We start from the raw sequence: 21,924 nt of genomic DNA on the forward strand, positions 1-21,924 counted from the left end.
TGCGCCCGCCCGCACCGCCACCACCCGCCCGCCGCCCGCCCCGGCGGGTGTTAAGAAGGGGCCCCTGCTCTACCGGAAGCGTTAACAGGGGGCCCTTCCTTGCACAGCGGAGGGCGGGGTGGTTTGGCAAGCTTCGGGGATGGACTTCTCGACGCTGGCCGTGGTGGTCGTCTGCCTCGGCGCGGGTGGCGCGGTGGGGTGGTACGCGGCCCGGAGCCGGGGGGCGGCGGAGCTGGCCCGGCTGGAGGCGACCCTGGCGGCCACCCGGGCCGGCGAGGGCCGGCTGGAGCAGTCGATGCGGGCGCTGAGCTACGAGGCGACCGCCCAGTCCCAGGAGGCGGTGGCCCGTGCGGTCGCCCCGCTGCACGACACCCTGCGCCGGTACGAGTCCCGGGTGGCCGAGCTGGAACGGGACCGGGTGGACGCGTACGCGGAGCTGCGGGAGCAGGTCCGGTCGATGGGGGCGGTCTCCGGCGAGCTGCGCACCGAGACCAAGCAACTGGTGGCGGCGCTGCGCGCGCCGCAGGTCCGGGGCCGGTGGGGCGAGCACCAGTTGCGCCGGATCGTCGAGGCGGCCGGCCTGCTGGAGCACTGCGACTTCGACGAGCAGGTGACCGCCGCCGTCGAGCACCGGACGGTCCGTCCCGACCTGGTGGTCCGGCTGCACGGCGGGCGGAGTGTAGTGGTGGACGCGAAGGCGCCCTTCGACGCGTACCTGACCGCGATGGAGGCGCGCGACGAGCGGGGCCGGGACACCCACCTGGACGCGCACGCGCGGCACCTGCGGGCCCATGTGGACGCGCTGGCCGCCAAGTCGTACTGGGCGGCGTTCGACAGCGCCCCGGAGTTCGTGGTGCTCTTCGTGCCGGCCGACCCGTTCCTCGACGTGGCGTTGCAGCGCGACCCGACGCTGCTGGAGCACGCCTTCGCCCGCAACGTGGTGCTGGCCACCCCGGCGACGCTGGTCGCGCTGCTGCGGACGGTGGCGTACTCGTGGCGGCAGGAGGCGCTGGCCCGCAACGCGGTGGCGGTGCACTCGCTGGCCCGTGAGCTGTACGGGCGACTGTCCACCCTGGGTGATCACGTCAGCAAGCTGGGTTCCTCGCTCGGCGGGGCGGTGACCGCGTACAACCGGGCGGTGGGCAGCCTGGAGGCGCGGGTGCTGGTCAGCGCCCGCAAGCTCGCCGAGCTGGGCGTTTCCGATCAGGAGCTGGCCACGCCGGCCCAGGTCGAGGTGGCGCCGCGCCAGCCGCAGGCTCCCGAGCTGGCCGAGCGCTCCGGGCCGGAACCGTCCACTGCGGTCAATGGCTGAGTCGGCTGTCCGACTCTCATCAGCGGCCCCGCCACCCGACGCGACGCTGAAAGTCACGACCTGATCACAACGTACGACCGGGTGGTGGACATCGACGGCTGCGACCACGAAGGATTCCGCTCACACGTGCCCCGGGACTTCCCGGGGCCCTCACCATCCTGGGGGATACCGAACGTGAGCAAACCCCGCAGTCGGAGTCGGCGGACCTCCGCCGCCTTCATCGCGTCGGTCATGGCTGCCGGAGCCATGTCCGTGGTGGGTGGCGCCGCCACCGCGAGCGCCGCACCCCGCACCACCGAAGGGTCACCGGCCACCGCCGCCGAGACCCTCGGCGCGCACGATGCCAAGCTCCTGGCCAAGGCCGAGGCGACGAAGGCACCGACCGTCACGCTGATCGTGGCCGCCGAGAAGGGCGCCGCGAAGCGGGTCGCCGACGGTGTGCGCAAGCTGGGCGGCTCGGTCAGCCAGCAGTACGACCGGGTCGGGTACGTCCTGGCCAAGGTGCCGACCGCGCAGGTCCTCAAGGCGGCCACCCTGCCGGGTGTCGCCGCCGTCGACCTCGACGAGGAGATCAAGCTGCCCGACCCGGCCCCGGAGCGGGCGCCGGACGGCAGCACCGCCGCCGCGCAGGGCGGCACCCTCGCCGGTCCCGGCGCGGACACCGCGGGGGTCAACCCGTACATGCCCACCAACGAGACGGGCGCGGAGGCCTTCAAGGCCGCCAACCCGCAGTGGGACGGCCGGGGCGTGACCATCGGCATCATGGACTCCGGGGTGGACCTGGACCACCCGGCCCTCCAGCAGACCACCACCGGCGAGCGCAAGATCGTCGACTGGGTCACCGCCACCGACCCGCTGGAGGACGCGAGCTGGCGGCCGATGATCACCCAGGTCACCGGGCCGAGCTTCACCGTCGCCGGGGCCACCTGGACGGCGCCGGCCGGCACGTACCGGTTCAACCTGTTCAGTGAGTCGATCACCGCGGCCACCGACCACCGGGGCGACGTCAACCGCGACGGTGACACCACCGACCAGTTCGGGGTCCTGTTCAACCCGGCCACCAACGACATCTGGGTGGACGCCAACCAGGACCGGGTCTTCGCCGAGACCGAGAAGATCCGTCCGTACAAGGAGCAGTTCCAGGTCGGCCACTTCGGCACCGACAACCCGGGCACCCCGGTCCGCGAGCAGACCCCGTTCGTGGTCGAGTACCGCAAGAACGTGGACACCGCCCCGGTCGGCGGCCCCGGCCTGGTCGACTACGTCAGCATCGGCATCGTCTCCAGCGCCCACGGCAGCCACGTCGCCGGCATCACCGCCGCCAACGACATGCTGGGCAACAGCGCGTTCGACGGCGCGGCCCCCGGGGCGAAGCTGGTCTCCTCCCGGGCCTGCTCGTGGAGCGGTGGCTGCACCGCCGCCGCGCTCACCACCGGCATGGTCGACCTGGTGGTCAACCGCAAGGTCGACGTGCTCAACATGTCGATCGGCGGTCTGCCCACGCTGAACGACGGCGCCAACGCCCGCGCCCAGCTCTACAACGACCTGATCGACATCTACGGCGTGCAGATGTTCCTCTCCGCCGGCAACTCCGGCCCGGGGCTGAACACCATCGGCGACCCGTCGGTGGCCACCAACGCGGTCAGCGTCGCGGCGAGCGTCAGCAAGGACACCTGGCTGGCCAACTACGGCTCGGTGGTGAGCAAGGAGAACGCGCTGTTCAACTTCTCCTCGCGCGGACCTCGTGAGGACGGCGGGTTCAAGCCGAACATCGCCGCCCCCGGCTCGGCGATCTCGACCGCGCCGCTGTGGCAGGCGGGCAACCCGGTGCCGGAGGCCGGCTACCCGCTGCCGCCGGGCTACCAGATGCTCAACGGCACCTCGATGGCCTCCCCGCAGGCCGCCGGTGCCGCCGCGCTGCTGCTGTCGGCGGCCAAGGCGACCGACCGGGGCGTCACCCCGGCCGCGCTGCGCCGGGCGCTCTACACCTCCGCCAAGCCGATCGCGGACGTCCCGACGTACGCGCAGGGGTACGGCATGGTCGACGTGCCGGGCGCCTGGGACCTGCTCGCCGACGGCGTGGAGGCTCGGACGTACCTCTCCGAGGCGCCGGTCTGCACCCCGCTCTCCGGCAGCCTCACCCGGTACGACGCCGACCTCGGCGCCTTCGTGCCGAACCCGCACCGGGGCGCCGGCGTGTACAACCGGTGCGCCACCGCCGACGGGGGGCACCGGATCAACCAGTCCCGTTCGTACGATGTGACCATCACCCGGACCGGTGGCCCGAGCGGGACCATCCCGCACCAGATCACGCTGCGCGGCAACGACGAGGGGACCTTCCGGATCCGCCAGCAGGTCTCGCTGCCCCGCAACATCCCGGTCACCATCCCGATCCACGCCCGGCCGACCTCGCGCGGGGTGCACAGCGTGCTGGTGGAGATCGACGACCCGAACACCTCCGTGGTGGACTTCGAGATCCCGGCGACGGTGGTCGTGCCGCACGAGCCGACCTCGCCGAGCCACTCCTTCTCGGCCGAGGGTTCGGTCGACCGGAACGGCTACACCTCGTACTTCGTGACGGTGCCGCCGGGCGCCGGCGCGCTCCAGGTGAACCTCTCCGGTATCGCCACCGGGTCGCAGACCCGGTTCATCGCGATCAACCCGCTGGGCGTCCCGGTGGAGAACACGGTGAGCACGGTCTGCTTCACCAACTTCTCCGACCCGAACGTCTGCAAGCCGCAGGAGCGGGACTACCAGAACCCGATCCCGGGCATCTGGGAGATCGAGGTCGAGTCGCGGCGGACCTCGCCGACGCTGAACAACCCGTTCCACATCCGGGCCCGGGTCCAGGGCGTCTCGCTCTCCCCGGCCACGGTCGAGCTGCCCAGCGTCACCGCCGGCCAGCCGACCCCGGTGAACTGGGAGCTGACCAACTCCTTCGGCCCGGTCTCGGTGACCGGTCAGGGCGGTCCGCTGGTCAGCGCGCACACCGAGCGGCCGACCATCACCGACGGTGACCTGCAGGAGTACACGGTCGAGGTGCCGGCGGGCGCCACGACCTTCACCGCGCGGATCGGCAACACCGCCAACCCCGGCGCCGACCTGGACCTGTTCGTCTACCGGGGCACCACCCTGGTCGGCCAGCAGGCCGACGGCGACTCCGAGGAGGCGGTGACCATCACCAACCCGGCACCGGGCACCTACCGGGTGGTGGTGGACGCGTACTCGGTCGACGGGCCGGGCACCAGCACCGCGTACGACTACCGGGACTCGTTCTCGGCGCCGTCGCTCGGCAGCCTCTCCGCCCCGAGCACCCCGCTGCGGCTGACGCAGCTCGCCACCGCCACCCTCACCGGTACGGTGACCGCCCTGTCCACCCCGGCCGCCGGCCGGGAGTTGCAGGGTGAGCTGACCGTGGTGACCACCGAGGGCGCGGTCGTCGGCCGTGGCGCGGTCTCCATCGACGCGGTGAACTGACCGACGCGGAACTCACCAGCGCGGTGAGCTGACCGCACCGGCAACACAGCGGAGCCCGTCCCCGAACGTCGGGGACGGGCTCCGTCGCCGTTGGACCCTCGTCGTCGGGCTGTCGGGCCGGTCGGGGGGGGTCAGGCCGGGGTGGCGGAGGACACCACGAAGGGGGTGCCCTGCTGGCAGGTGGTCATCATGCCCTCCTCGACCTTCCCGGTGACGGTCACCCGGGCGCCGGCCTTGACCACGTCCTTCGCGCCGCCGAGCAGCAGGTACCCGTCGAGCAGCAGGCAGCCCGGCTCCACCCCGGCGGTGACCGTGCCGGTCAGCGTCGTGGTGCCCGACTTCGCCGGGGCGCTGGCGGCGGGGCGGCTGGGACGATGGGCCGGCGGGGTCGCGGCCGGGTCGGTCGGGTCGGCGGCCGGGGTCGAGGGGTCGGTGGACACCGAGGTCTCTCCTGTCGTGCCGGGGGCGGGGGTCACGTCGCCGCCCTGGGCGCCGCAGGCGCTCAGCAGGGCACCGGCGACCAGTGCGGCGACGAAGATCCGAAGGGTCCTCATACCCGCTTGGACGCGACCGGGCACCGGTCCGTTCCCACCGGTCGCGCCGGCCCCACCCACCCCGACCGGACCGGGGGCGGTCAGCGCGACCGGACCGGGGGCGGTCAGCGCGCGGGCGTCGGCGAGACCGGGCTCAGCCACGGGCGGCGGCCGCGGCGGCCTTCATGTCCCGCTTCAGCTCCTGCGGCAGCGAGAAGGTCAGCCGCTCGTCGGCGGTGGTGATCTCCTCGACGTCGGTGAAGCCCCGCTCGGCGAGGTGGGCCAGCACCTGCTGCACCAGCTCCTCCGGCACGCTCGCGCCGGAGGTGAGGCCGACCGTGGTCGCACCGGCCAGCCAGGCGTCGTCGATCTCGTGGGCGAAGTCGACCAGGTACCCGGCGCGGGCCCCCGCGTCCAGGGCCACCTCGACCAGGCGGACCGAGTTGGACGAGTTCCGCGACCCGACGACCAGCACCACGTCGCACTCGGCGGCGATCTCCTTGACCACGTGCTGGCGGTTGGAGGTGGCGTAGCAGATGTCGTCGCTGGGCGGCGACTGGAGCAGCGGCAGCCGCTTCTTGAGCCGGGCGACGGTCTCCAGCGTCTCGTCGACCGAGAGGGTGGTCTGGGAGAGCCAGACGACCTTGTTCGGGTCGCGGACGGTGACGTTCTCCACGTCCTCCGGGCCGTCGACGAGCTGAATGTGCGCGGGCGCCTCGCCGGCGGTACCGATGACCTCCTCGTGGCCCTCGTGGCCGATGAGCAGGATGTCGTAGTCCTCCGCGGCGAACCGGCGCGCCTCGTGGTGCACCTTGGTGACCAGCGGGCAGGTGGCGTCGATGGCCTTGAGCGACCGCACCCGGGCCTGCTCGTAGACCTCCGGGGCCACCCCGTGCGCGGAGAAGATCACCGTGGCGCCCTCGGGCACCTCCTCGTTCTCCTCCACGAAGATCGCGCCCTGCGCCTCCAGCGTCTGGACCACGTGCTTGTTGTGCACGATCTGCTTGCGCACGTAGATCGGGGCGCCGTAGAGCTTCAGCGCCTCCTCCACGGTCTGCACCGCACGGTCGACGCCCGCGCAGTAGCCACGGGGCTTGGCCAGGAGCACGCGCTTGCCGGTCTGGGGGGTCGCCTGAGCCTCGGTCACCCGCCCATCGTACGTGCCACCCCACCACCCGCCACCCGACCGCCACCCTCCGGTGATCATGGAGTTGACGGCAGCCCCGACGCGGACGGCCCACGCTAACCCCATGATCACCGGGGCGGGCCGTAGGGTGGGCGGGTGAGTGCGGGAGTGGGGGCGAGCAGCGCCGAGGAGCCGTGGCCGGTACGGGTGGTCAGCCAGAAGGTGGGCGCGTGGATCGCGCGGCTCGGGTGGGTCTGGGTGGACGGGCAGGTGGCGCAGATCAGCCGCCGGCCGGGAGCCAGCACCGTCTTCCTCACCCTGCGTGACCCGGCGGCCGACCTGAGCCTGACCGTCACCACCAACCGGGACGTCCTCGACGCCGGGGCGCCCGAGCTGCGCGAGGGCGCCCGGGTGGTGGTGCACGCCAAGCCGGAGTTCTACGCCGCCCGGGGCACGCTCAGCCTGCGCGCCGACGAGATCCGGCAGGTGGGCCTCGGTGAGCTGCTGGCCCGACTGGAGAAGCTCAAGAAGCTGCTCGCCGCCGAGGGGCTGTTCGACCGGGCGCGCAAGCGCCGGCTGCCGTTCCTGCCCGGCCGGATCGGCCTGATCACCGGGCGCGCCTCCGCCGCCGAGCGGGACGTGCTGACCAACGCCCGCCGCCGCTGGCCGGCGGTGGAGTTCCGGACGGTCAACGTGGCGGTGCAGGGCGCCGGCGCGGTCGCCCAGATCGTCGACGCGCTGAAGGTCCTCGACGCCGACCCGGGCGTCGAGGTGATCGTCCTGGCGCGGGGCGGCGGCAGCATCGAGGACCTGCTCCCCTTCTCCGACGAGGCGCTCTGCCGGGCGGTCTTCGCCTGCCGTACCCCGGTGGTCAGCGCGATCGGCCACGAGACCGACACGCCCCTGGTCGACTACGTCGCCGACGTCCGCGCCTCCACCCCGACCGACGCGGCGAAGCGGGTCGTCCCCGACCTGACCGAGGAGGTACGCCTCATCGGCCAGGCCCGGTCCCGGCTGGAACGCGCGGTCCGCAACCTGGTCGACCGGGAACGGCACCGGCTGGACCTGCTCCGCTCCCGCCCGGTGCTGGCCCGCCCGCAGGTGATGGTGGACCAGCGGACGACCGAGGTGGCCGCGCTGCGCCAGCGCGCCGGGCGCTGCCTGGACCACCGGCTGGCCGCCGCCGGCAACGACCTGCGGCACACCCTCGCCCGGCTGCGCGCCCTCTCCCCCGCCGCCACCCTCGACCGGGGGTACGCCATCGTCCAGCGCGGCGACGGCCAGGTGGTGCGCGCGGCGGGCGACGTGGACCCGGGCGACCACCTGCGGGTACGCCTCGCGGAGGGCGACCTGGCCGTGACGGTCGAGGGGTGAGTCCCCGCTCCCGGTCGACCGGACCGCCGCCGCCCCGGCCCGCCGCCGCCCTGACCCGCCGCCGCCCCGGCGGGCCACCGGATCGTCGGGGCCGCCACCGGCGGCGGCACGGATCATCGGGGTTGCCACCGGCGGCGGCACGGACCGTCGGGGTTGCCACCGGGGCGGCACGGCGTCGGGGCCGGGGCGCCGGTGTGCTGAGATGGGACCGATGACTGACGAGAAGAAGGCCGGGCCGGACGAGCGGCTCAGCTACGAGCAGGCGCGGGCCGAACTGGCCTCGGTGGTCGAGCGGCTGGAGGCCGGCGGCACGTCCCTGGAGGAGTCGTTGGCCCTCTGGGAACGCGGCGAGGCGCTGGCCGCCATCTGCCAGCGCTGGCTGGACGGGGCCCGCAGCCGGCTCGACGCCGCCAGGCAGGCCGCCGACTCCTGACCCCGGTCAGCGACCGGAACCGACCGGCGGCCGGGCCCGGCACCGTGGCGTGTCGGGTCCGGCCGCCGGTGGTCAGGTCACTTGAACAGGTTGTACAGCTCGGCCGGGGCCTCCACGACCTGGTCCGCCGGCGGCTGCTGCGCCGCCGTGGCGTTGCCGTAGTCCGCGTACGTGACCTTCACGTCCTGGGCCGGGGTCTGCCCGGTGGCCGGGACCTGGATGGTCAGTTCGCTGAGCCGCCCCTGCGGGTCGAGGCGGGCGGTGAAGGGCAGCGACCGGGCCTGCTCCCCGAGCGCGGTGACCAGCGCGGCGTCGAAGGAGTCCGACTCGGTCGCCTTCGAGACGTCGACGGTGCCGGCGTACGTGCCCTCGCCGGTGCGGCGGACGTCGGTCACGGCCTGGGTGAGCGCCGCGCTCCCGGCCGGGTCGAGCTTGTCGAAGTCGAACCCGAGGTTGCGGTTGCCCTGGATCCGGGACTGGTCGAGGTGCTGGTACTTGCCGAGGTTGAGGTCGCGGATGGCGGGCAGGCTCGGCGCGGTCCGCCCGCCGACCTCCACCTTCACCCAGCTGTCCGGCTGCACGTGGACGAGGTCGAGGGCCAGCATCAGGTCGGAGTCGGCGTCGCCGACGGTGATCTTCATCTGTGCGCTCTGGCTCGGCTGGTGCACCTGCCCCTCGGCGGTCGACCCGACGCCGGACATGGTGAACCGGAAGTTGCCGTTGCGGATCTCGTTCGTCGAGTTGATCAGGGCCTGCTTGGCGTCGCCGTCGACCGCGCCGGAGGGGCCCGGCGAGGCGCTGCCGGAGGGGTCGGGGACGGCGCTGCCGGAGACCGTGGGGGTGGCGGAGGCGCCGGGCTCGCCGGCTCCGGTCTCGGCGCAGGCGGCCAGGGCGGGGGTGAGGAGCGTCGCGGCGAAGACCGCCGCGCTGAAGCGCCGAATCGTCACGAGAGGCCTCCAGGGATCGTCCGGCCCGCACGCGGGCGCAGGTGGGCCGCCGGAGCGTGCTCCCGCCCCGGCGCGGGCCCGTCCGGCCGGGTGGTACCGGCCGGGTGGGTCCGTACCTTCTGTTCCCGGACGTCGGCTTCGGTAATCCCCGTCCGGCGGCGCTAGCGCAGGGCGGTGACCAACTGGCGCAGCTCGTTGTCGCGCGCGTCGCCGACGATCAGCACCGTCCGCTGGGGTTCCAGCAGCACGTACGCCTGCTCGTTGCCCCGGGCGGTGTACCGCTGCCAGCTACGCCCGTCGAGGTCGATCGTCCCCTGCGGCTGCCCCTCGGCGGTCAGCTCGGCCGGGAGCAGCCGCTCCGCCGGTACGTTGCTCTGCACCAGTTGGGCGCCCCGGCCCTCCGGGGTGACGTACCCGATCCGCAGGTTCGAGCCGCCCTCGACGGACTGGAAGGTGGCCCGGACCGGCCGCCACTGCTCGTCGAGCCCGGTCGGCGCGTCGATCGGGAAGAGGTTCGCCGAGCGGGCCTGCTCGATGGCGGGCGCGGTGTCGACCACGGCCGGCTGGTCGCCACCGAGGAAGCCCCGGTAGAAGGCGAGCAACAGGGCGATCGGGACCAGCAGCACGAGCAGCGAGATCGCCATGTCCCGGGGGCGGCGGCCACCCCGGTCCCGGGCGACCGGGGCCACCTGCGGGGCGGCCTCGTCCGTGGTCTCGCCCGGCGGGGTGGCCGGGGTCGCCGGCGGCTGGCCGTCCGGCGGCGTCGGGTCGGCGGGTACGCGGTTGGCAGGCTGTCCGGGCTCCACCTCTCCATCTTGACAGCCGCCGGTTGCCCGGAACCGGGCCACCACCACCCTGTCCCGGCGTTAGATTGACCACCGTGTGCGGACGCCGATTCGGCCACCGTGTGAGGATCAGCGGCAAAGCCGGCAGCGGGGCCGTACCGCCGGTCCACCCCGCAGCGTCGCGAGGAGAGCCGTCATGACGAACACCAGGACCCGGATCCCCCAGAACCTCGACCGGAACCTCGCCCTCGACCTGGTCCGGGTGACCGAGGCCGCGGCGATGGCCGCCGGTCGGTGGGTCGGTCGGGGTGACAAGGAGGGCGGTGACGGGGCCGCCGTCGACGCCATGCGCAAGCTGATCAACTCGATCCCGATGCGGGGCGTCGTGGTGATCGGCGAGGGCGAGAAGGACAACGCCCCGATGCTGTTCAACGGCGAGGAGGTCGGTGACGGCACCGGCCCGGAGGTGGACGTCGCGGTCGACCCCATCGACGGCACCACGCTGATGAGCAAGGGCATGCCGAACGCCCTGGCGGTGCTGGCCGTCGCCGAGCGGGGGGCGATGTTCGACCCCAGCGCGGTCTTCTACATGGAGAAGCTCGCCGTCGGCCCGGCGTACGCGGACGTGGTCGACATCGAGGCCGGCCCGGCGGAGAACATCCGCCGGATCGCCCGCGCCAAGGGCACCGACGTGTCCGAGGTCACGGTCTGCGTGCTCGACCGGTCACGGCACGCGGACCTGGTCGAGCAGATCCGCCGGACCGGGGCGGGCATCCGGTTCATCTCCGACGGCGACATCGCCGGCGCGATCGCCGCCGCCCGGGGCGAGTCCGGCGTCGACGTGCTGATGGGCATCGGCGGCACGCCGGAGGGGATCACCGCGGCCTGCGCGCTCAAGTGCATGGGCGGGGTGATGCAGGCCAAGCTCTGGCCCCGCGACGAGGACGAGCGGGCCAAGGCGCTCGCCGCCGGCCACGACCTGGACCGGGTGCTCACCACCGACGACCTGGTCACCGGGGACAACTGCTTCTTCGTGGCGACCGGGATCACCTCCGGCGACCTGCTACGCGGGGTCAGCTACCGGGCCGGTGGGGCGTACACCCAGTCGATCGTGATGCGCTCCAAGAGCGGTACGATCCGGGTGATCGACTCGTACCACCGGCTGGAGAAGCTGGCCCTCTACTCGGCGGTCGACTTCGACGGCCGCCCCCTCGCCGAACAGGAGTAGGACGACGGAACGCCCCTCCCCACCCCCGGCCCGACGGATCGCGGGGGTGGCGCTGGCGACCGCCGGTGGCGTCGCGGTGGCCGTGCAGTCCCGGATCAACGGCGAGTTGGGCGTCCGGCTCGCGGACGGGATCGCCGCCGCGGTGGTCTCCTTCGGGCTGGGTCTGCTGGTGCTCCTGGTGCTGGTGCCCACCACCGCCTCCGGGCGGCGCGGGCTGGCCGCCCTGCGGACCGCCCTCGCCCGGGGGGCGCTGCGCCCGTGGCACCTCCTCGGCGGGGTGTGCGGCGCGTTCCTCGTCGCCACCCAGGGGCTGACCATCGGCACGCTCGGCGTGGCGGTGTTCACCGTGGCGGTGGTCGCCGGGCAGTCCGGCAGCAGTCTGCTGGTGGACCGGGCCGGGGTCGGCCCCGGCGGGCCCCAGCGGGTCACCGCCAGCCGGCTGGCCGGCGCGGTGCTCACCGTGCTCGCGGTGCTGATCGCCGTGGGCGACCGGCTCGGTGACCCGGGCACCCTGGTGCTGGCGGTGCTGCCGCTGCTCGCCGGGGTCGGCATCGCCTGGCAGCAGGCGGTCAACGGCCGGGTCCGGGCCGCCGCCGCCAGCACCATGACCGCCACCCTGGTCAACTTCGTCGTCGGTACGGCGGCGCTGCTGGCGGCCTTCGCGGTGGAGGTGGCGGTACGCGGCTGGCCGGCCGGGGCGTTCCCCACCGAGCCGTGGCTCTACCTGGGCGGCCCGCTGGGCGTCTCGTTCATCGCGCTGGCCGCCGCGCTGGTCGGCTTGACCGGGGTGCTGCTGCTCGGCCTGGCGACCATCGCCGGGCAGATCGTCGGGGCGGTCCTGCTCGACCTGCTGCTGCCCACGGCGGCCTCGGCACCGGGCCCGGCGACCCTGTTCGGCGCGGCGCTGACCCTGGTCGCCGTCCTGGTCGCCACCCTCGGCCCCCTCCGCCGGTAAGGAAGGGCCCCCTCTTAACCCATTCGGTAGAGGAAGGGCCCCTTATTAACCACCGGCAGGCCCCCGCGCGACACCGGCAGGCCCCCGCGCGGCGGGGGCCGGAGCGCGTCAGGGCGCGGCGCGTCAGGGCGCGGCGGGCCGGGGCGCGGCGGGTCAGGGCATGGTCAGCGGGGACTCGGCGTACGGGTCGGGGTCGGGGCGACGACGGCGGAAGACGATCGCCGCCACCATCCCGCCGACCAGCCCGAACAGGTGCCCCTGCCAGGAGATGCGCTCGTCGGTCGGGAGGATCCCGATCAACTGCCACCCGTAGAGCAGGCCGACCAGCAGCACCACCGCGAAGTTCCACCAGCTCCGCTCGACGATGCCGCGCATGAGCAGCAGCCCCAGGTACCCGAAGATCACGCCGCTGGCGCCGACCACGATGGAGTTCGGTGACCCGGTGAACCACACGCCGAAGCCGCTGACCAGCACGATGACCAGGGTCGACCAGAGGAACCGGCGGACCCCGGCGGCCAGCACGAAGGTGCCGAGCAGGATCAGCGGGATGCTGTTGCTGTAGAGGTGGTCGAAGCCGTGGTGCAGGAACGGGGAGAAGAAGACCCCGTCGAGCCCCTCGATGCTGCGCGGGATGATCCCGGCGGCGGCGTCGAAGCCGGCTCCCAGCCACACGTCGAGGGCCTCGATGAGGAAAAGGATCGGCACCACCGCGCACATGGCGACGAAGGCTCGGCCCAGCGAGGCGTAGAACGCCTCGGTGCCGAACCGGTTGGGGTCGTTACCACCCGGGCCCAAGGTCACCCCCCAAGAGCTATCAGCAAAAGGCGCGACCCGCCACTACGGGACCGGGCGGAATCCGGCCGGTGCACGACGACGGCGGGGTCGGGTGGCGTCATCCACCCGACCCCGCCGTCGCGTCGTCACGCCGGTCAGTACCAGCCGGAGCTCTGCGACTTCGCCCAGGCCTTGCACGGGGTGCCGTACCGGCCCTCGATGTAGCCGAGGCCCCACTTGATCTGGGTCACCGGGTTGGTCTCCCAGTCGTCGCCCACCGAGGCCATCTTGCTGCCCGGCAGCGCCTGCGGGATGCCGTGCGCCCCGGAGGAGGAGTTGTGCGCCCGGGGGTTCCAGCCGCTCTCCTTGTTCCAGAGCTTGTTCAGGCAGGGGAACTGGTCGATGCCGTGGCCGGCCTGCACCATCAGGGCGCAGCCGGTGCGGCGGTGGCCGCTGAACTCGTTGCAGGAGTCCGGGACCGGCCCGTCGTACGGCCGGTTCGCCTTGGCGGCGGCCTCCTTTGCCGCCTTCTCCTCGGCGGCCTTGCGGGCGGCCTCCTCCCGAGCCTTCTTCCGGGACGCCGCGGCGGCCTCGGCCTCCTTGGCCCGCTGGGCGGCCTCCTTCGCCGCCTTGGCGGCCCGCAGCTTCGCCTGGTACTCGGCGCTGCGTTGCTGGGCGGACTGGATCTGGTGCAGGGCCTGCCGCTCGCGCTGGTACTCCTGCTCGGCCCGGTCGACCTCGACCGCGACTCGCGAGGTCAGGCCCTGTTGCTGGGTCTCCTGGTGGTCGCCCAGGTAGACGCCGCCGGCAACGCCCACGGAGAGCAGCACGACAGCGGCCGTGCGGGCGCCGAACCGGCTCCACAGCCGACTCACGAAGTGGTCCCTTCGTCGGGGGCAAGGACACGGTGCCGGGCCCGGCCCCGCGTGGGGCCGCTCGGCACCGTGAGCGCCCCGACCGTGTCGCCGGTCGCCGCCGACGCACCAGCCGGCACCGGGTGCCCGGTGGCCGCCGGTGACGAACGATCACCAGCGATGTGCCTGGTGCGCGGGCGCTCGTGGGACACGATCGCGCACAGTGAGACGGATGGGAAACCAATGGCATCATTTGTGATCTGCACCACACTTAGAATGCCATCAAAACCGCCCAGAGCGCCCGCGCCACACCGGTCAGAGCGGGACGTCCTCCAGCAGATCGGTGACCATCGCGGCGATCGGCGACCGCTCCGAACGGGTGAGCGTGACGTGCGCGAAGAGCGGATGTCCCTTCAGCGCCTCGATGACCGCCGTCACCCCGTCGTGCCGCCCCACCCGCAGGTTGTCCCGTTGGGCCACGTCGTGCGTGAGCACCACCCGCGACCCCTGGCCGATCCGGGACAGCACGGTGAGCAGGACGCCCCGCTCCAGCGACTGGGCCTCGTCCACGATCACGAAGGCGTCGTGCAGGCTCCGGCCCCGGATGTGGGTCAGCGGCAGCACCTCCAGGATGCCCCGGGAGGTCACCTCCTCCAGCACGTTCTCGTGCACCACGGCGCCGAGGGTGTCGAAGACCGCCTGCGCCCAGGGCGACATCTTCTCCGACTCGGACCCGGGCAGGTAGCCCAGTTCCTGCCCGCCGACGGCGTACAGCGGGCGGAAGACGACCACCTTCTTGTGCCGGCGGCGCTCCATCACCGCCTCCAGCCCCGCGCAGAGCGCCAGCGCCGACTTGCCGGTGCCGGCCCGCCCGCCGAGCGAGACGATCCCGATCGACTCGTCCAGCAGCAGGTCGAGGGCGACCCGTTGCTCGGCCGAACGACCGTGCACGCCGAACGCCTCCCGGTCGCCCCGGACCAGCCGTACCGTCTTGTCGGGCAGCACCCGGCCGAGCGCCGAGCCCCGCGCCGAGTGCAGCACCAGCCCGGTGTGGCAGGGCAGCCCGGCGGCCTCGTCCAGGTCGAGCGCCTCCCCGCCGTACAGCGCGCCGATCTGCTCCTCGGCCAGCTCCAGCTCGGCCATCCCGGTCCAGGTCGGGTCACTGGCCTGGCCGTGCCGGTACTCGTCGGCGTGCAGGCCCACCGAGGCCGCCTTGACCCGCAGTGGCATGTCCTTGCTGACCAGGGTGACCTGCCGCCCCTCGGCGGCGAGGTTCAGCGCGACGGAGAGGATGCGGGCGTCGTTGGACTCGGTGCGGAACCCCGGCGGCAGCACCCCGTCGTCGGTGTGGTTCAGCTCCACCCGCAGCGTCCCACCGGTGTCGTTGGCCGGCACCGGCTGGTCCAGTCGACCGTGCGCGATCCGCAGTTCGTCCAGCATCCGCAGCGACTGCCGGGCGAACCAGCCCAGCTCCGGATGGTGTCGCTTGCCCTCCAGCTCGGAGATGACCACCAGCGGCAGGACCACCTCGTGCTCGGCGAACCGGTGGAAGGCCGCCGGGTCGGACAGCAGCACCGAGGTGTCCAGGACGTACGTCTGGCCCGCTGGTCGGGGCTCCTTGGGTTCGGCCGGCGCGGCAGCCGCCGAGCGGCGGCTCCGGGTGGCACGGCGGGTCGTGGCTGTCGCGGCCGGGGTCTGGTCGGCCCCGGCATCGGTACGGCGAGTCGTCACAGGCCTGCTCCGACGGATGGGCACCCGCCACCCGCGTTCCCGCTCCTCCGGTGCCCGGGGACACGGGGTCGGATGCGGGCCCCATGTGCGAGGTCGCAGATCCGGGCTGGCCGGCTGGCCCGGGAGAACCCCGTGCCATGCCTAGACGCTAGCGGCGCAACCGCGCCGGGGCTAGGGTTCGACCGCGGATCTTCGAAAACGAACACGTTAACAGAGCCGCCGGGGCAGCCGGCGGGCGGGGGTGGCGGGCCGGCCGGGATGCCTGCCCCCTGCGCGCATCCCGGCCGGCGGGACCATCGCCAGGGGTCCGGCGTGGCCCCACGGTGCGCGTCCGCCGCGGACGACGCACCGGGTCCCGGGGACCGGTCACCCGGTCCGCTGCACGAGCGTGCCGGCGGGGTACCGGCCGCTGGCCGGGGTGGGCGGCACGACGGACGAGGACCCGGTGTACGTGGTCCCCGGCCGGGTCGCCGACCCGACCTGGCGGGCGGGGGCCGCGAGCGCGGAGGCGATGGCCGCCTGCGCGTCCCGTCGCCGTCGGTTCCAGGCGCCCCGGTCGCCGTCGAAGTAGCCCTGCCGGTACCCGAACCGGTACCCGATCCGGTAGCTGAGCTGCCCGTGCAACCGCCCGGCGGCGTAGCTGCTCGACCCGAGCAGCAGGACGAGGAAGACCACGAGGAAGGGACTCATCCGGCGGCTCCGCTCCGTCGTGTCGGCCGACTCATCGTTCCTCCGGTTCGGCGAGGTGGTCGGTGGTCAGGAGCCGTTCGAGGTCGCCGGTGCCGACCTCCTCGACCAGCTCCACACTGATCCGGCAGCCGTCCACGACGACCTCGGCCACCGAGACCCGGCGGATCTCGCCGCCCGCGTCGTAGACCCGGACGCTCACCTCCGGGCAGCCGAGGTGGGCACGCCAGGCGTCCCACTCGGCGCGGTCGCCGACGGTCAGCGACAGGTAACGGCAGCCCCGTGCGAGGTACAGCCGCCACGGGGCGCTGAGGCCCGTGGCCACCCCCTCCGCGACCAGGCCGAACGTCTGGGCACGGGTTGCGAGTTCGGTCACCACACCCCCCTCGATCCGGGGGCGTCACACCTGTGGGCACTGGCGGTCTCCGGCACGTGCCACACCGTAGATTGTCCCATGAACGTGACAGTATCAGCTTTTCGTCTGATTACGGTCACACCTACCGACATCTATTCTGCATCGGCTAATTGCCTGATCAAGAGCGCAATCGCGAGCCCGGGAAAGCCGATAAGTGTGTCACTTTCACGTGACAGGAAAGCGCTCGCCTGGCTTGTCGTGGACAACTGGCCGTACCGTCACGGAGTGACCGGGACCGCTCACGCACGGAAGATCGCCTTCGCCACCTTCGTCCGCCGGGCGCTCGACGACGCCCGCGCCACCCGCGCCTGGAGTGGCACAGAGGTGTCCCGCCGCACAGGCGTCTCCCGGCAGACGATCAACCGTTGGGTCCGCGGGGACTGGGCCAGCGACCCCGAGGCGGAGCGGGTGGTGGCCTTCTGCGAGGGGCTCGGCCTCAACCCGGCGGCGGCCTTCGCCGCGCTCGGGTGGGACCGCACCGCCCCGCCGCGCAGCGCCCCCACCCCGCCCCCGATGGACCCGGACGTCGAGGCGCTGTTGCGCCGCCTGGTCGACCCGAACGTCTCCGACGCGGAGAAGTTCCACATCCGGGAGACCATCCGGTATCTGGCGTACCGCCCGACGTTGCCCCTCGACGGGCGAAAACGGGGCCGAAAGGCCGGCTGAGAAGGGAAACGCCCTGGCCCGGCCAGTTCTCAGATGGCGAAAGAACGGTCGACCGGTACCGAAGGTTTCGCTCCGGGGTCGGACGCCGCGCGCTAGCGTCCAGTGTGTGCTGCTTGGGCTCGTCGTCGGCGGGGGGACGGGACACGGCCGAACCAAGCCCTGCGGGACAGAAGGAGGGGTCTGTCCATGACCCTGAAATGGTTGGCAGTCGTGATCGCGTCGGTCTCCCTGACCGGGTGGCTGACCGGAAACGTGGTGCTCGGCCTGGTCGACGGCGGGGAGTTGCCGCTGCCCGTCAACCTGCTCGCGCTCACCGTCGCCGGCACCGCCGTCGTCCTGGCCGTCCTCGCCGAGCTGAACGACCGGCTCAACGACCGGCTCACCGCGATCACCGAGTTCCTGGTGGGCCGGCTGGACGAGATCGAGGCCCGGGCCGGCGACCGGAACGCGGGCTTCGTCGAGGGGTACCTGCTCCACCACGACCGGGAGGCGACCGTGGTGCCGTTCGTCCGTCCCGGCCGGGACGCCGCCGAACGGTGACCCCGCCGGCCGCCCCGGCGACACCCGCGATGCTACTCGTCGATGCCTGCGCGTCACCCGGGCGTCGGATCGATGCCGTGAATGAGGCGTCCGAACCGGGGTACGCTGTCGCGCGTGCCGCCGTTGAACTTGGGCAACCAGCCGCAGATCCCGCTGAACGCCGACCAGGCCTGGCGGGCCACCGCCCCCCGCGCCGCCGAGACCGTGCTCTTCTTCGACTTCGACGGCACGCTGGCGCCGGTCGACGACGACCCGACCGCGGTGCAGCCCGCGCCGAAGGTGCTCGCCGCCATCCAGGCGCTGGCCCCGGCCGTGCAGCGGGTGGCGATCGTCTCCGCCCGGCCGGTGGACTTCCTCCGGGACCACTTCGGCGGGCTGCCCGGCGTCGACCTGTACGGGCTCTACGGGCTGGAGCACAGCCACTCCGGCGGTGAGACGGTGACCGAGCCGGCCGCCCTGCCCTGGGTGCCGACCATGGTCGAGCTGGCCGACCTGGCCCGCGCCGAGCTGCCCGCCGGGACCCTGACCGAGTACAAGCGGCTCTCCGTGGCGCTGCACTACCGCACCGCGCCGGAGCTGGGCCCCGCCGTCGAGCGGTGGGGCCGGGAGCAGGCCGAACGGCTCGGGCTGCGGGTGCAGGCGGGGCGGATGGTGCTGGAGCTCAAGCCCCCGGTCGACCAGGACAAGGGCCGGGTCATCGGGGAGGCGGTGAAGTCCGCCGCCGGCGCCTGGTACTTCGGGGACGACGTGTCGGACATCAAGGCGTTCGCCGCGCTGCGGGCGCGGGCCGCCGCCGACCCGGACTTCTTCGGCGTCTGCGTGGCCGTGGCGAACCCGGAGACCGGCCAGGAGGTGGCCGAGGCCGCCGACCTGACCATCGACTCCCCCGCCGCGCTGGGTGACTTCCTCACCACCGCCGCCCACCACCTGACCTGAGCCTCGGCCCGGCCGGCCCCACCGCCATCGGGCCACCGGGCCGCCCGGTCGACTCCGGGCGCCGGTCAGGCAACCGGGCGCCGGAACGCGCCGGTCAGGTGCCGAACCGGCGTTGCCGGTTGGCGTACGAGCGCAGGGCCCGCAGGAAGTCGATGTGCCGGAAGTCGGGCCAGTTCAGCTCGCAGAAGTAGAACTCCGAGTGGGCCGACTGCCAGAGCATGAACCCGGAGAGGCGCTGCTCGCCGCTGGTCCGGATGACCAGGTCGGGGTCCGGCTGCCCGCGCGTGTAGAGGTGCTCGGCGATGTCCTCGACGTCCAGGGTCTCGGCCAGCTCCTCCAGGGTGCCGCCGGCCGCCGCGTGCTCCATCAGCAGCGAGCGGACCGCGTCGGCGATCTCCCGCCGGCCGCCGTACCCGACCGCGATGTTGACCTCGGCGCCGCCGCTGCGGTCCCGGGTCCGCTCCTCGGCGGCCTTGAGCGCGGTGGCGGTCTGCGCCGGGAGCAGGTCGAGCGCCCCGACCATCCGCAGCCGCCACGGGTTGCCCACCTCGGAGAGCTCGACCACCAGATCCTCGATGATCTTGAGGAGGGGGTCCAGCTCGCTGGCCGGCCGGCGCAGGTTGTCGGTGGCCAGCAGGTAGAGCGTGACGTGACCGATACCGGCCTGGTCGCACCAGCCCAGCACGTGCTTGATCTTGGCGGCACCGACCCGGTGCCCGTCGTTCGGGTCGACGAACCCCATCTCCCGGGCCCACCGGCGGTTGCCGTCACACATCACTCCGACGTGCCGGGGCACCGGCTTACCAGCGAGCCGGGCCGTCAGCCGACGCTCGTACACCGAGTACATGAGGTCCCGCAGATTCATCACCTTGCAGAGTAGCGACCCGTCCGCAGGGTCAGGGCTGCGGAGCCGGAACCCGCCGGACGAGCCCCCCGGCGATCCGCCCGAGGGTGCGCGCGTCCAGCCGACCGTCGCCGAGCCCCAGCTCCACCACGGTCGAGTAGACCCGGTCGTCGCGCCCGGCCGCCCGGACGGCCGCGTCGACGACCGGGCGGTGCCGGGCCAGCCAGGCCGCCGTCGAGCTGTGCCGCAGGTGCGTGCCGAGGCGGCGACGCAGCGCGGCGGCGTACCGCCGGGCCGCCCCCGCCGGCTCCCCGGCCGCCGCCGCGCCGGCCAGCGCCCCGGAGAGCAGGGCGTAGAAGATGCCCTCCCCGGTGAACGGGTTGATCAACGACAGCGCGTCCCCGGCGAGCAGGATCCGACCCCGCGCCGGCGGCGGGCGGTGCGTGGAGAGCGGCAGGTGGTGCGCGCGCAGCCGGTCGGTGGCGCCCGGGTCGGCCCCTGGCAGCAGCGCCGCCATCCGGTCCAGCAGCTCCGCCCGGGTCAGCCGGTCACCCCGCAGCACCTCCCCGTACCCGACGTTCGCCCGACCGTCGCCGATCGGGAACGACCAGGCGTACGCCGGCCAACGGGCCGCCGACGTGATGATCAACTGCTCGGGCGGGCCGGGCAGCGCCGGGGCGTACCCCCGGATGGCCAGCGCCAGGTGGCGGGCGGGGTTGGCGGGCTGCCCGAGCGCGCGGCGGACCACCGACCCGGCGCCGTCCGCGCCCACCACGACCCGGGCGGCCAGGTCGCCGTCCAGCACCACCCGGTCGGCCCCGGCCTCGACCCGGCGGACGGTGTGCCGCCGCAGCTCGACCCCGGCGGCCACCGCCGCCGCCACCAGCCGGGCGTCGAAGACCGCCCGGGGCACCGTGTACGCCGGCCGGGGCAGCGGTCGGGCCACCTCGCCCCCGCCCGGCCCGACCAGGCGCAGCGCGGGCAGCGGAGCGTACCCGTCGACCGCGCCGGTCACCCCCAGCGCGTCGAGGACGTCCAGCGCGTGCGCCGCGATCCCGTCGCCGCACGCCTTGTCCCGGGGAAAGTCGGCGCGGTCCAGCAGCAGCACCCGCGCCCCACCCCGCCGCGCGGCCAACGCCGCCGCCGACCCTGCCGGCCCCGCCCCCACCACCACCACGTCGAATTCATCCCCCACTCCCTCATTCTGCCCCTTTACCCCTTTTCTCCACCGCGTCGATCAAGGGCGTTTCGGCGTCGATCAGGGGTCTTCGGTCAGGCAGCCACGAACCGCCGACCCGAACCCCTTGATCAACCGGCGCTCGGGTGGGGGTGAGCGGGGGTGGGGCGGGCGCGATGCAGGGAGTAGAGAGCCAGGGCGGCGGCGGCCAGGAGGGGGACGGCGTCGCGGAGCAGGCCGTCGAGGCCGAGGAGCCACCAGCACAGGGGCAGGTGGACGGCGAGGACGCCGAGGGTGATCACCACCAGCAGGCGGCGGGCCCAGCGGTGGCCGCGCAGCAGGAACGCCGTGCAGAGCAGGGTCAGGTAGCTGACCGCGATCCCGGCGGCGAACCAGCACAGCACCGCCGGCACGGCGAGCAGCCGCCCGTCCAGCACCGCCCCGGCGGCGACCAACGCCGGCACCAGCATCAGCGGGCTGTAGGTGAGCGCGGCGACCCGGCTGGTGAGCAGCCAGCCGGTCGCCTCGGGACGTCTCGGGACGACCTCCCGCCAGGCGAGCCGGCGGTCGGCGAGGACCAGGCCCCTACGGTGCCGGACCAGGTGCGCGGTGACCCCCGGCGAGCGGTACAGCAGCCAGACCACGGTGGCGCAGAGCCCGCCGAGCAGGGTGAACCCGAGCAGTCCGGGCAGCGGCGGCACCCCCTCCCGGGGGACGATCAGCCGGCCCACCGCGAAGACGGTGGTCACGGCGAGGATCAGGCCGAGCGGCCGGGCCGCCACCCGCCCCCGCCGCACGTGCCCGATCAACATCAGGAAGCCGACGGTACGCAGCAGCGCCCAGCCGGTCCGCACCGCGAGCCCGTACCCCTGCTCCGGGGCGTACCAGAAGTTGAGCAGCTCGACCGCGACGGTGGCGGCGGCGGTCACGCCGAGCAGGACCACCAGCGCGCGGACGGCGGACGGCCGCCGGACCTGTGCGGTCCCGGCGGCCGTCTGCGGGGCACCCGTGGGCACCCGGGCCGTGCTCGTGCCGTCCGACGCGGTGCGTCTACCGTCCGACGCGGCGCGGGTGCCGTCCGACGGTGCCCGGGGCGGTTCCATGGCACCCGATGGTGCCCGGTCCGGACA

At 73.6% G+C, this 21,924-nt stretch carries 21 protein-coding genes; 9 read left to right on the top strand and 12 right to left on the bottom strand.

From position 1 onward, the window contains the following. The first annotated feature begins 139 nt into the window (after positions 1–139). Entirely contained in the window at positions 140–1,312 is a 1,173-nt protein-coding gene (locus AWW66_RS11790) for a DNA recombination protein RmuC (protein WP_067364198.1), read from the top strand. Positions 1,313–1,486: 174 nt separating this feature from the next. Further along, complete coding sequence (locus tag AWW66_RS11795; RefSeq protein ID WP_067364200.1) at positions 1,487–4,789, top strand: S8 family serine peptidase; 3,303 nt, start codon at positions 1,487–1,489, stop codon at positions 4,787–4,789. Between the two features lie 131 nt (positions 4,790–4,920). On the opposite strand, the gene AWW66_RS11800 is transcribed toward AWW66_RS11795, so the two are convergent. Beyond that, positions 4,921–5,343, bottom strand: a complete 423-nt coding sequence (locus AWW66_RS11800; protein ID WP_067364259.1) for a hypothetical protein — start codon at positions 5,341–5,343, stop codon at positions 4,921–4,923. A gap of 133 nt (positions 5,344–5,476) precedes the next feature. Next, complete coding sequence (locus AWW66_RS11805; protein WP_157527397.1) at positions 5,477–6,469, bottom strand: 4-hydroxy-3-methylbut-2-enyl diphosphate reductase; 993 nt, start codon at positions 6,467–6,469, stop codon at positions 5,477–5,479. 186 nt (positions 6,470–6,655) lie between these two features. On the opposite strand from AWW66_RS11805, the gene xseA reads away from it, so the two are divergent. Next, positions 6,656–7,822, top strand: coding sequence for an exodeoxyribonuclease VII large subunit (xseA, locus tag AWW66_RS11810; RefSeq protein WP_067364262.1), 1,167 nt, complete (start codon positions 6,656–6,658; stop codon positions 7,820–7,822). A 211-nt stretch (positions 7,823–8,033) separates the two neighbouring features. Continuing rightward, complete coding sequence (locus tag AWW66_RS11815; protein ID WP_067364206.1) at positions 8,034–8,255, top strand: exodeoxyribonuclease VII small subunit; 222 nt, start codon at positions 8,034–8,036, stop codon at positions 8,253–8,255. 77 nt (positions 8,256–8,332) lie between these two features. Here AWW66_RS11815 and AWW66_RS11820 read toward each other — a convergent pair whose 3' ends face one another. Then, complete coding sequence (locus tag AWW66_RS11820; protein WP_067364209.1) at positions 8,333–9,202, bottom strand: hypothetical protein; 870 nt, start codon at positions 9,200–9,202, stop codon at positions 8,333–8,335. 161 nt (positions 9,203–9,363) lie between these two features. Further along, positions 9,364–10,008, bottom strand: a complete 645-nt coding sequence (locus AWW66_RS11825; RefSeq protein ID WP_083978409.1) for a DUF4245 domain-containing protein — start codon at positions 10,006–10,008, stop codon at positions 9,364–9,366. Between the two features lie 175 nt (positions 10,009–10,183). On the opposite strand from AWW66_RS11825, the gene glpX reads away from it, so the two are divergent. Together glpX and AWW66_RS11835 are read left to right on the top strand one after the other, a co-directional pair. After that, positions 10,184–11,215: a class II fructose-bisphosphatase gene (glpX, locus tag AWW66_RS11830; RefSeq protein WP_067364213.1), complete on the top strand. Its 1,032-nt coding sequence runs from the start codon at positions 10,184–10,186 to the stop codon at positions 11,213–11,215. 46 nt (positions 11,216–11,261) lie between these two features. Then, positions 11,262–12,170: a DMT family transporter gene (locus tag AWW66_RS11835; RefSeq protein WP_211271919.1), complete on the top strand. Its 909-nt coding sequence runs from the start codon at positions 11,262–11,264 to the stop codon at positions 12,168–12,170. Positions 12,171–12,323: 153 nt separating this feature from the next. Here AWW66_RS11835 and AWW66_RS11840 read toward each other — a convergent pair whose 3' ends face one another. From AWW66_RS11840 to AWW66_RS11860, 5 genes are all read right to left on the bottom strand, one after another. After that, positions 12,324–12,971, bottom strand: coding sequence for a rhomboid family intramembrane serine protease (locus AWW66_RS11840; RefSeq protein WP_067364219.1), 648 nt, complete (start codon positions 12,969–12,971; stop codon positions 12,324–12,326). Between the two features lie 128 nt (positions 12,972–13,099). Further along, entirely contained in the window at positions 13,100–13,819 is a 720-nt protein-coding gene (locus AWW66_RS11845) for an aggregation-promoting factor C-terminal-like domain-containing protein (protein ID WP_067364222.1), read from the bottom strand. Between the two features lie 294 nt (positions 13,820–14,113). Further along, a complete protein-coding gene (gene phoH2, locus AWW66_RS11850) occupies positions 14,114–15,529 on the bottom strand; it encodes an RNA 5'-3' helicase PhoH2 (RefSeq protein ID WP_067364224.1) in 1,416 nt (471 codons plus the stop codon). 366 nt (positions 15,530–15,895) lie between these two features. After that, positions 15,896–16,219, bottom strand: coding sequence for a hypothetical protein (locus AWW66_RS11855; RefSeq protein WP_067364227.1), 324 nt, complete (start codon positions 16,217–16,219; stop codon positions 15,896–15,898). A gap of 31 nt (positions 16,220–16,250) precedes the next feature. Next, a complete protein-coding gene (locus tag AWW66_RS11860) occupies positions 16,251–16,592 on the bottom strand; it encodes a hypothetical protein (protein WP_067364268.1) in 342 nt (113 codons plus the stop codon). Positions 16,593–16,856: 264 nt separating this feature from the next. Between AWW66_RS11860 and AWW66_RS11865 the strand changes: the two genes are divergently transcribed. The 3 genes from AWW66_RS11865 to otsB all read left to right on the top strand — a co-directional run bounded on the left by AWW66_RS11865 (position 16,857) and on the right by otsB (position 18,773). Further along, a complete protein-coding gene (locus tag AWW66_RS11865; protein WP_067364271.1) occupies positions 16,857–17,297 on the top strand; it encodes a helix-turn-helix domain-containing protein in 441 nt (146 codons plus the stop codon). A gap of 186 nt (positions 17,298–17,483) precedes the next feature. Continuing rightward, the gene (locus AWW66_RS11870; RefSeq protein ID WP_067364230.1) at positions 17,484–17,837 is read left to right on the top strand and encodes a hypothetical protein; all 354 of its coding nucleotides are present in this window, start codon (positions 17,484–17,486) and stop codon (positions 17,835–17,837) included. 114 nt (positions 17,838–17,951) lie between these two features. Beyond that, entirely contained in the window at positions 17,952–18,773 is an 822-nt protein-coding gene (gene otsB / locus AWW66_RS11875; RefSeq protein WP_067364233.1) for a trehalose-phosphatase, read from the top strand. Between the two features lie 94 nt (positions 18,774–18,867). On the opposite strand, the gene AWW66_RS11880 is transcribed toward otsB, so the two are convergent. The 3 genes from AWW66_RS11880 to AWW66_RS11890 all read right to left on the bottom strand — a co-directional run bounded on the left by AWW66_RS11880 (position 18,868) and on the right by AWW66_RS11890 (position 21,897). Continuing rightward, positions 18,868–19,638: an isoprenyl transferase gene (locus tag AWW66_RS11880; RefSeq protein ID WP_067364235.1), complete on the bottom strand. Its 771-nt coding sequence runs from the start codon at positions 19,636–19,638 to the stop codon at positions 18,868–18,870. Between the two features lie 31 nt (positions 19,639–19,669). Then, a complete protein-coding gene (locus AWW66_RS11885; protein WP_067364237.1) occupies positions 19,670–20,812 on the bottom strand; it encodes a geranylgeranyl reductase family protein in 1,143 nt (380 codons plus the stop codon). A 113-nt stretch (positions 20,813–20,925) separates the two neighbouring features. Continuing rightward, positions 20,926–21,897, bottom strand: coding sequence for a hypothetical protein (locus AWW66_RS11890; RefSeq protein ID WP_342671920.1), 972 nt, complete (start codon positions 21,895–21,897; stop codon positions 20,926–20,928). Positions 21,898–21,924: the final 27 nt, after the last annotated feature.

Origin of the sequence: Micromonospora rosaria, assembly GCF_001567585.1 — a bacterium.
Taxonomy (GTDB): Bacteria; Actinomycetota; Actinomycetes; order Mycobacteriales; family Micromonosporaceae; genus Micromonospora; species Micromonospora rosaria.

What these genes read in the sequence shown, in the direction of transcription:
- AWW66_RS11790 (WP_067364198.1), top strand. Translation starts at nt 140, where the DNA reads ATGGACTTCTCGACGCTGGCCGTGGTGGTCGTCTGCCTCGGCGCGGGT.
- AWW66_RS11800 (WP_067364259.1), bottom strand. Translation starts at nt 5,343, where the DNA reads ATGAGGACCCTTCGGATCTTCGTCGCCGCACTGGTCGCCGGTGCCCTG.
- AWW66_RS11815 (WP_067364206.1), top strand. Translation starts at nt 8,034, where the DNA reads ATGACTGACGAGAAGAAGGCCGGGCCGGACGAGCGGCTCAGCTACGAG.
- glpX (WP_067364213.1), top strand. Translation starts at nt 10,184, where the DNA reads ATGACGAACACCAGGACCCGGATCCCCCAGAACCTCGACCGGAACCTC.
- AWW66_RS11855 (WP_067364227.1), bottom strand. Translation starts at nt 16,219, where the DNA reads ATGAGTCCCTTCCTCGTGGTCTTCCTCGTCCTGCTGCTCGGGTCGAGC.
- AWW66_RS11870 (WP_067364230.1), top strand. Translation starts at nt 17,484, where the DNA reads ATGACCCTGAAATGGTTGGCAGTCGTGATCGCGTCGGTCTCCCTGACC.
- AWW66_RS11880 (WP_067364235.1), bottom strand. Translation starts at nt 19,638, where the DNA reads ATGAATCTGCGGGACCTCATGTACTCGGTGTACGAGCGTCGGCTGACG.
- AWW66_RS11890 (WP_342671920.1), bottom strand. Translation starts at nt 21,897, where the DNA reads ATGGAACCGCCCCGGGCACCGTCGGACGGCACCCGCGCCGCGTCGGAC.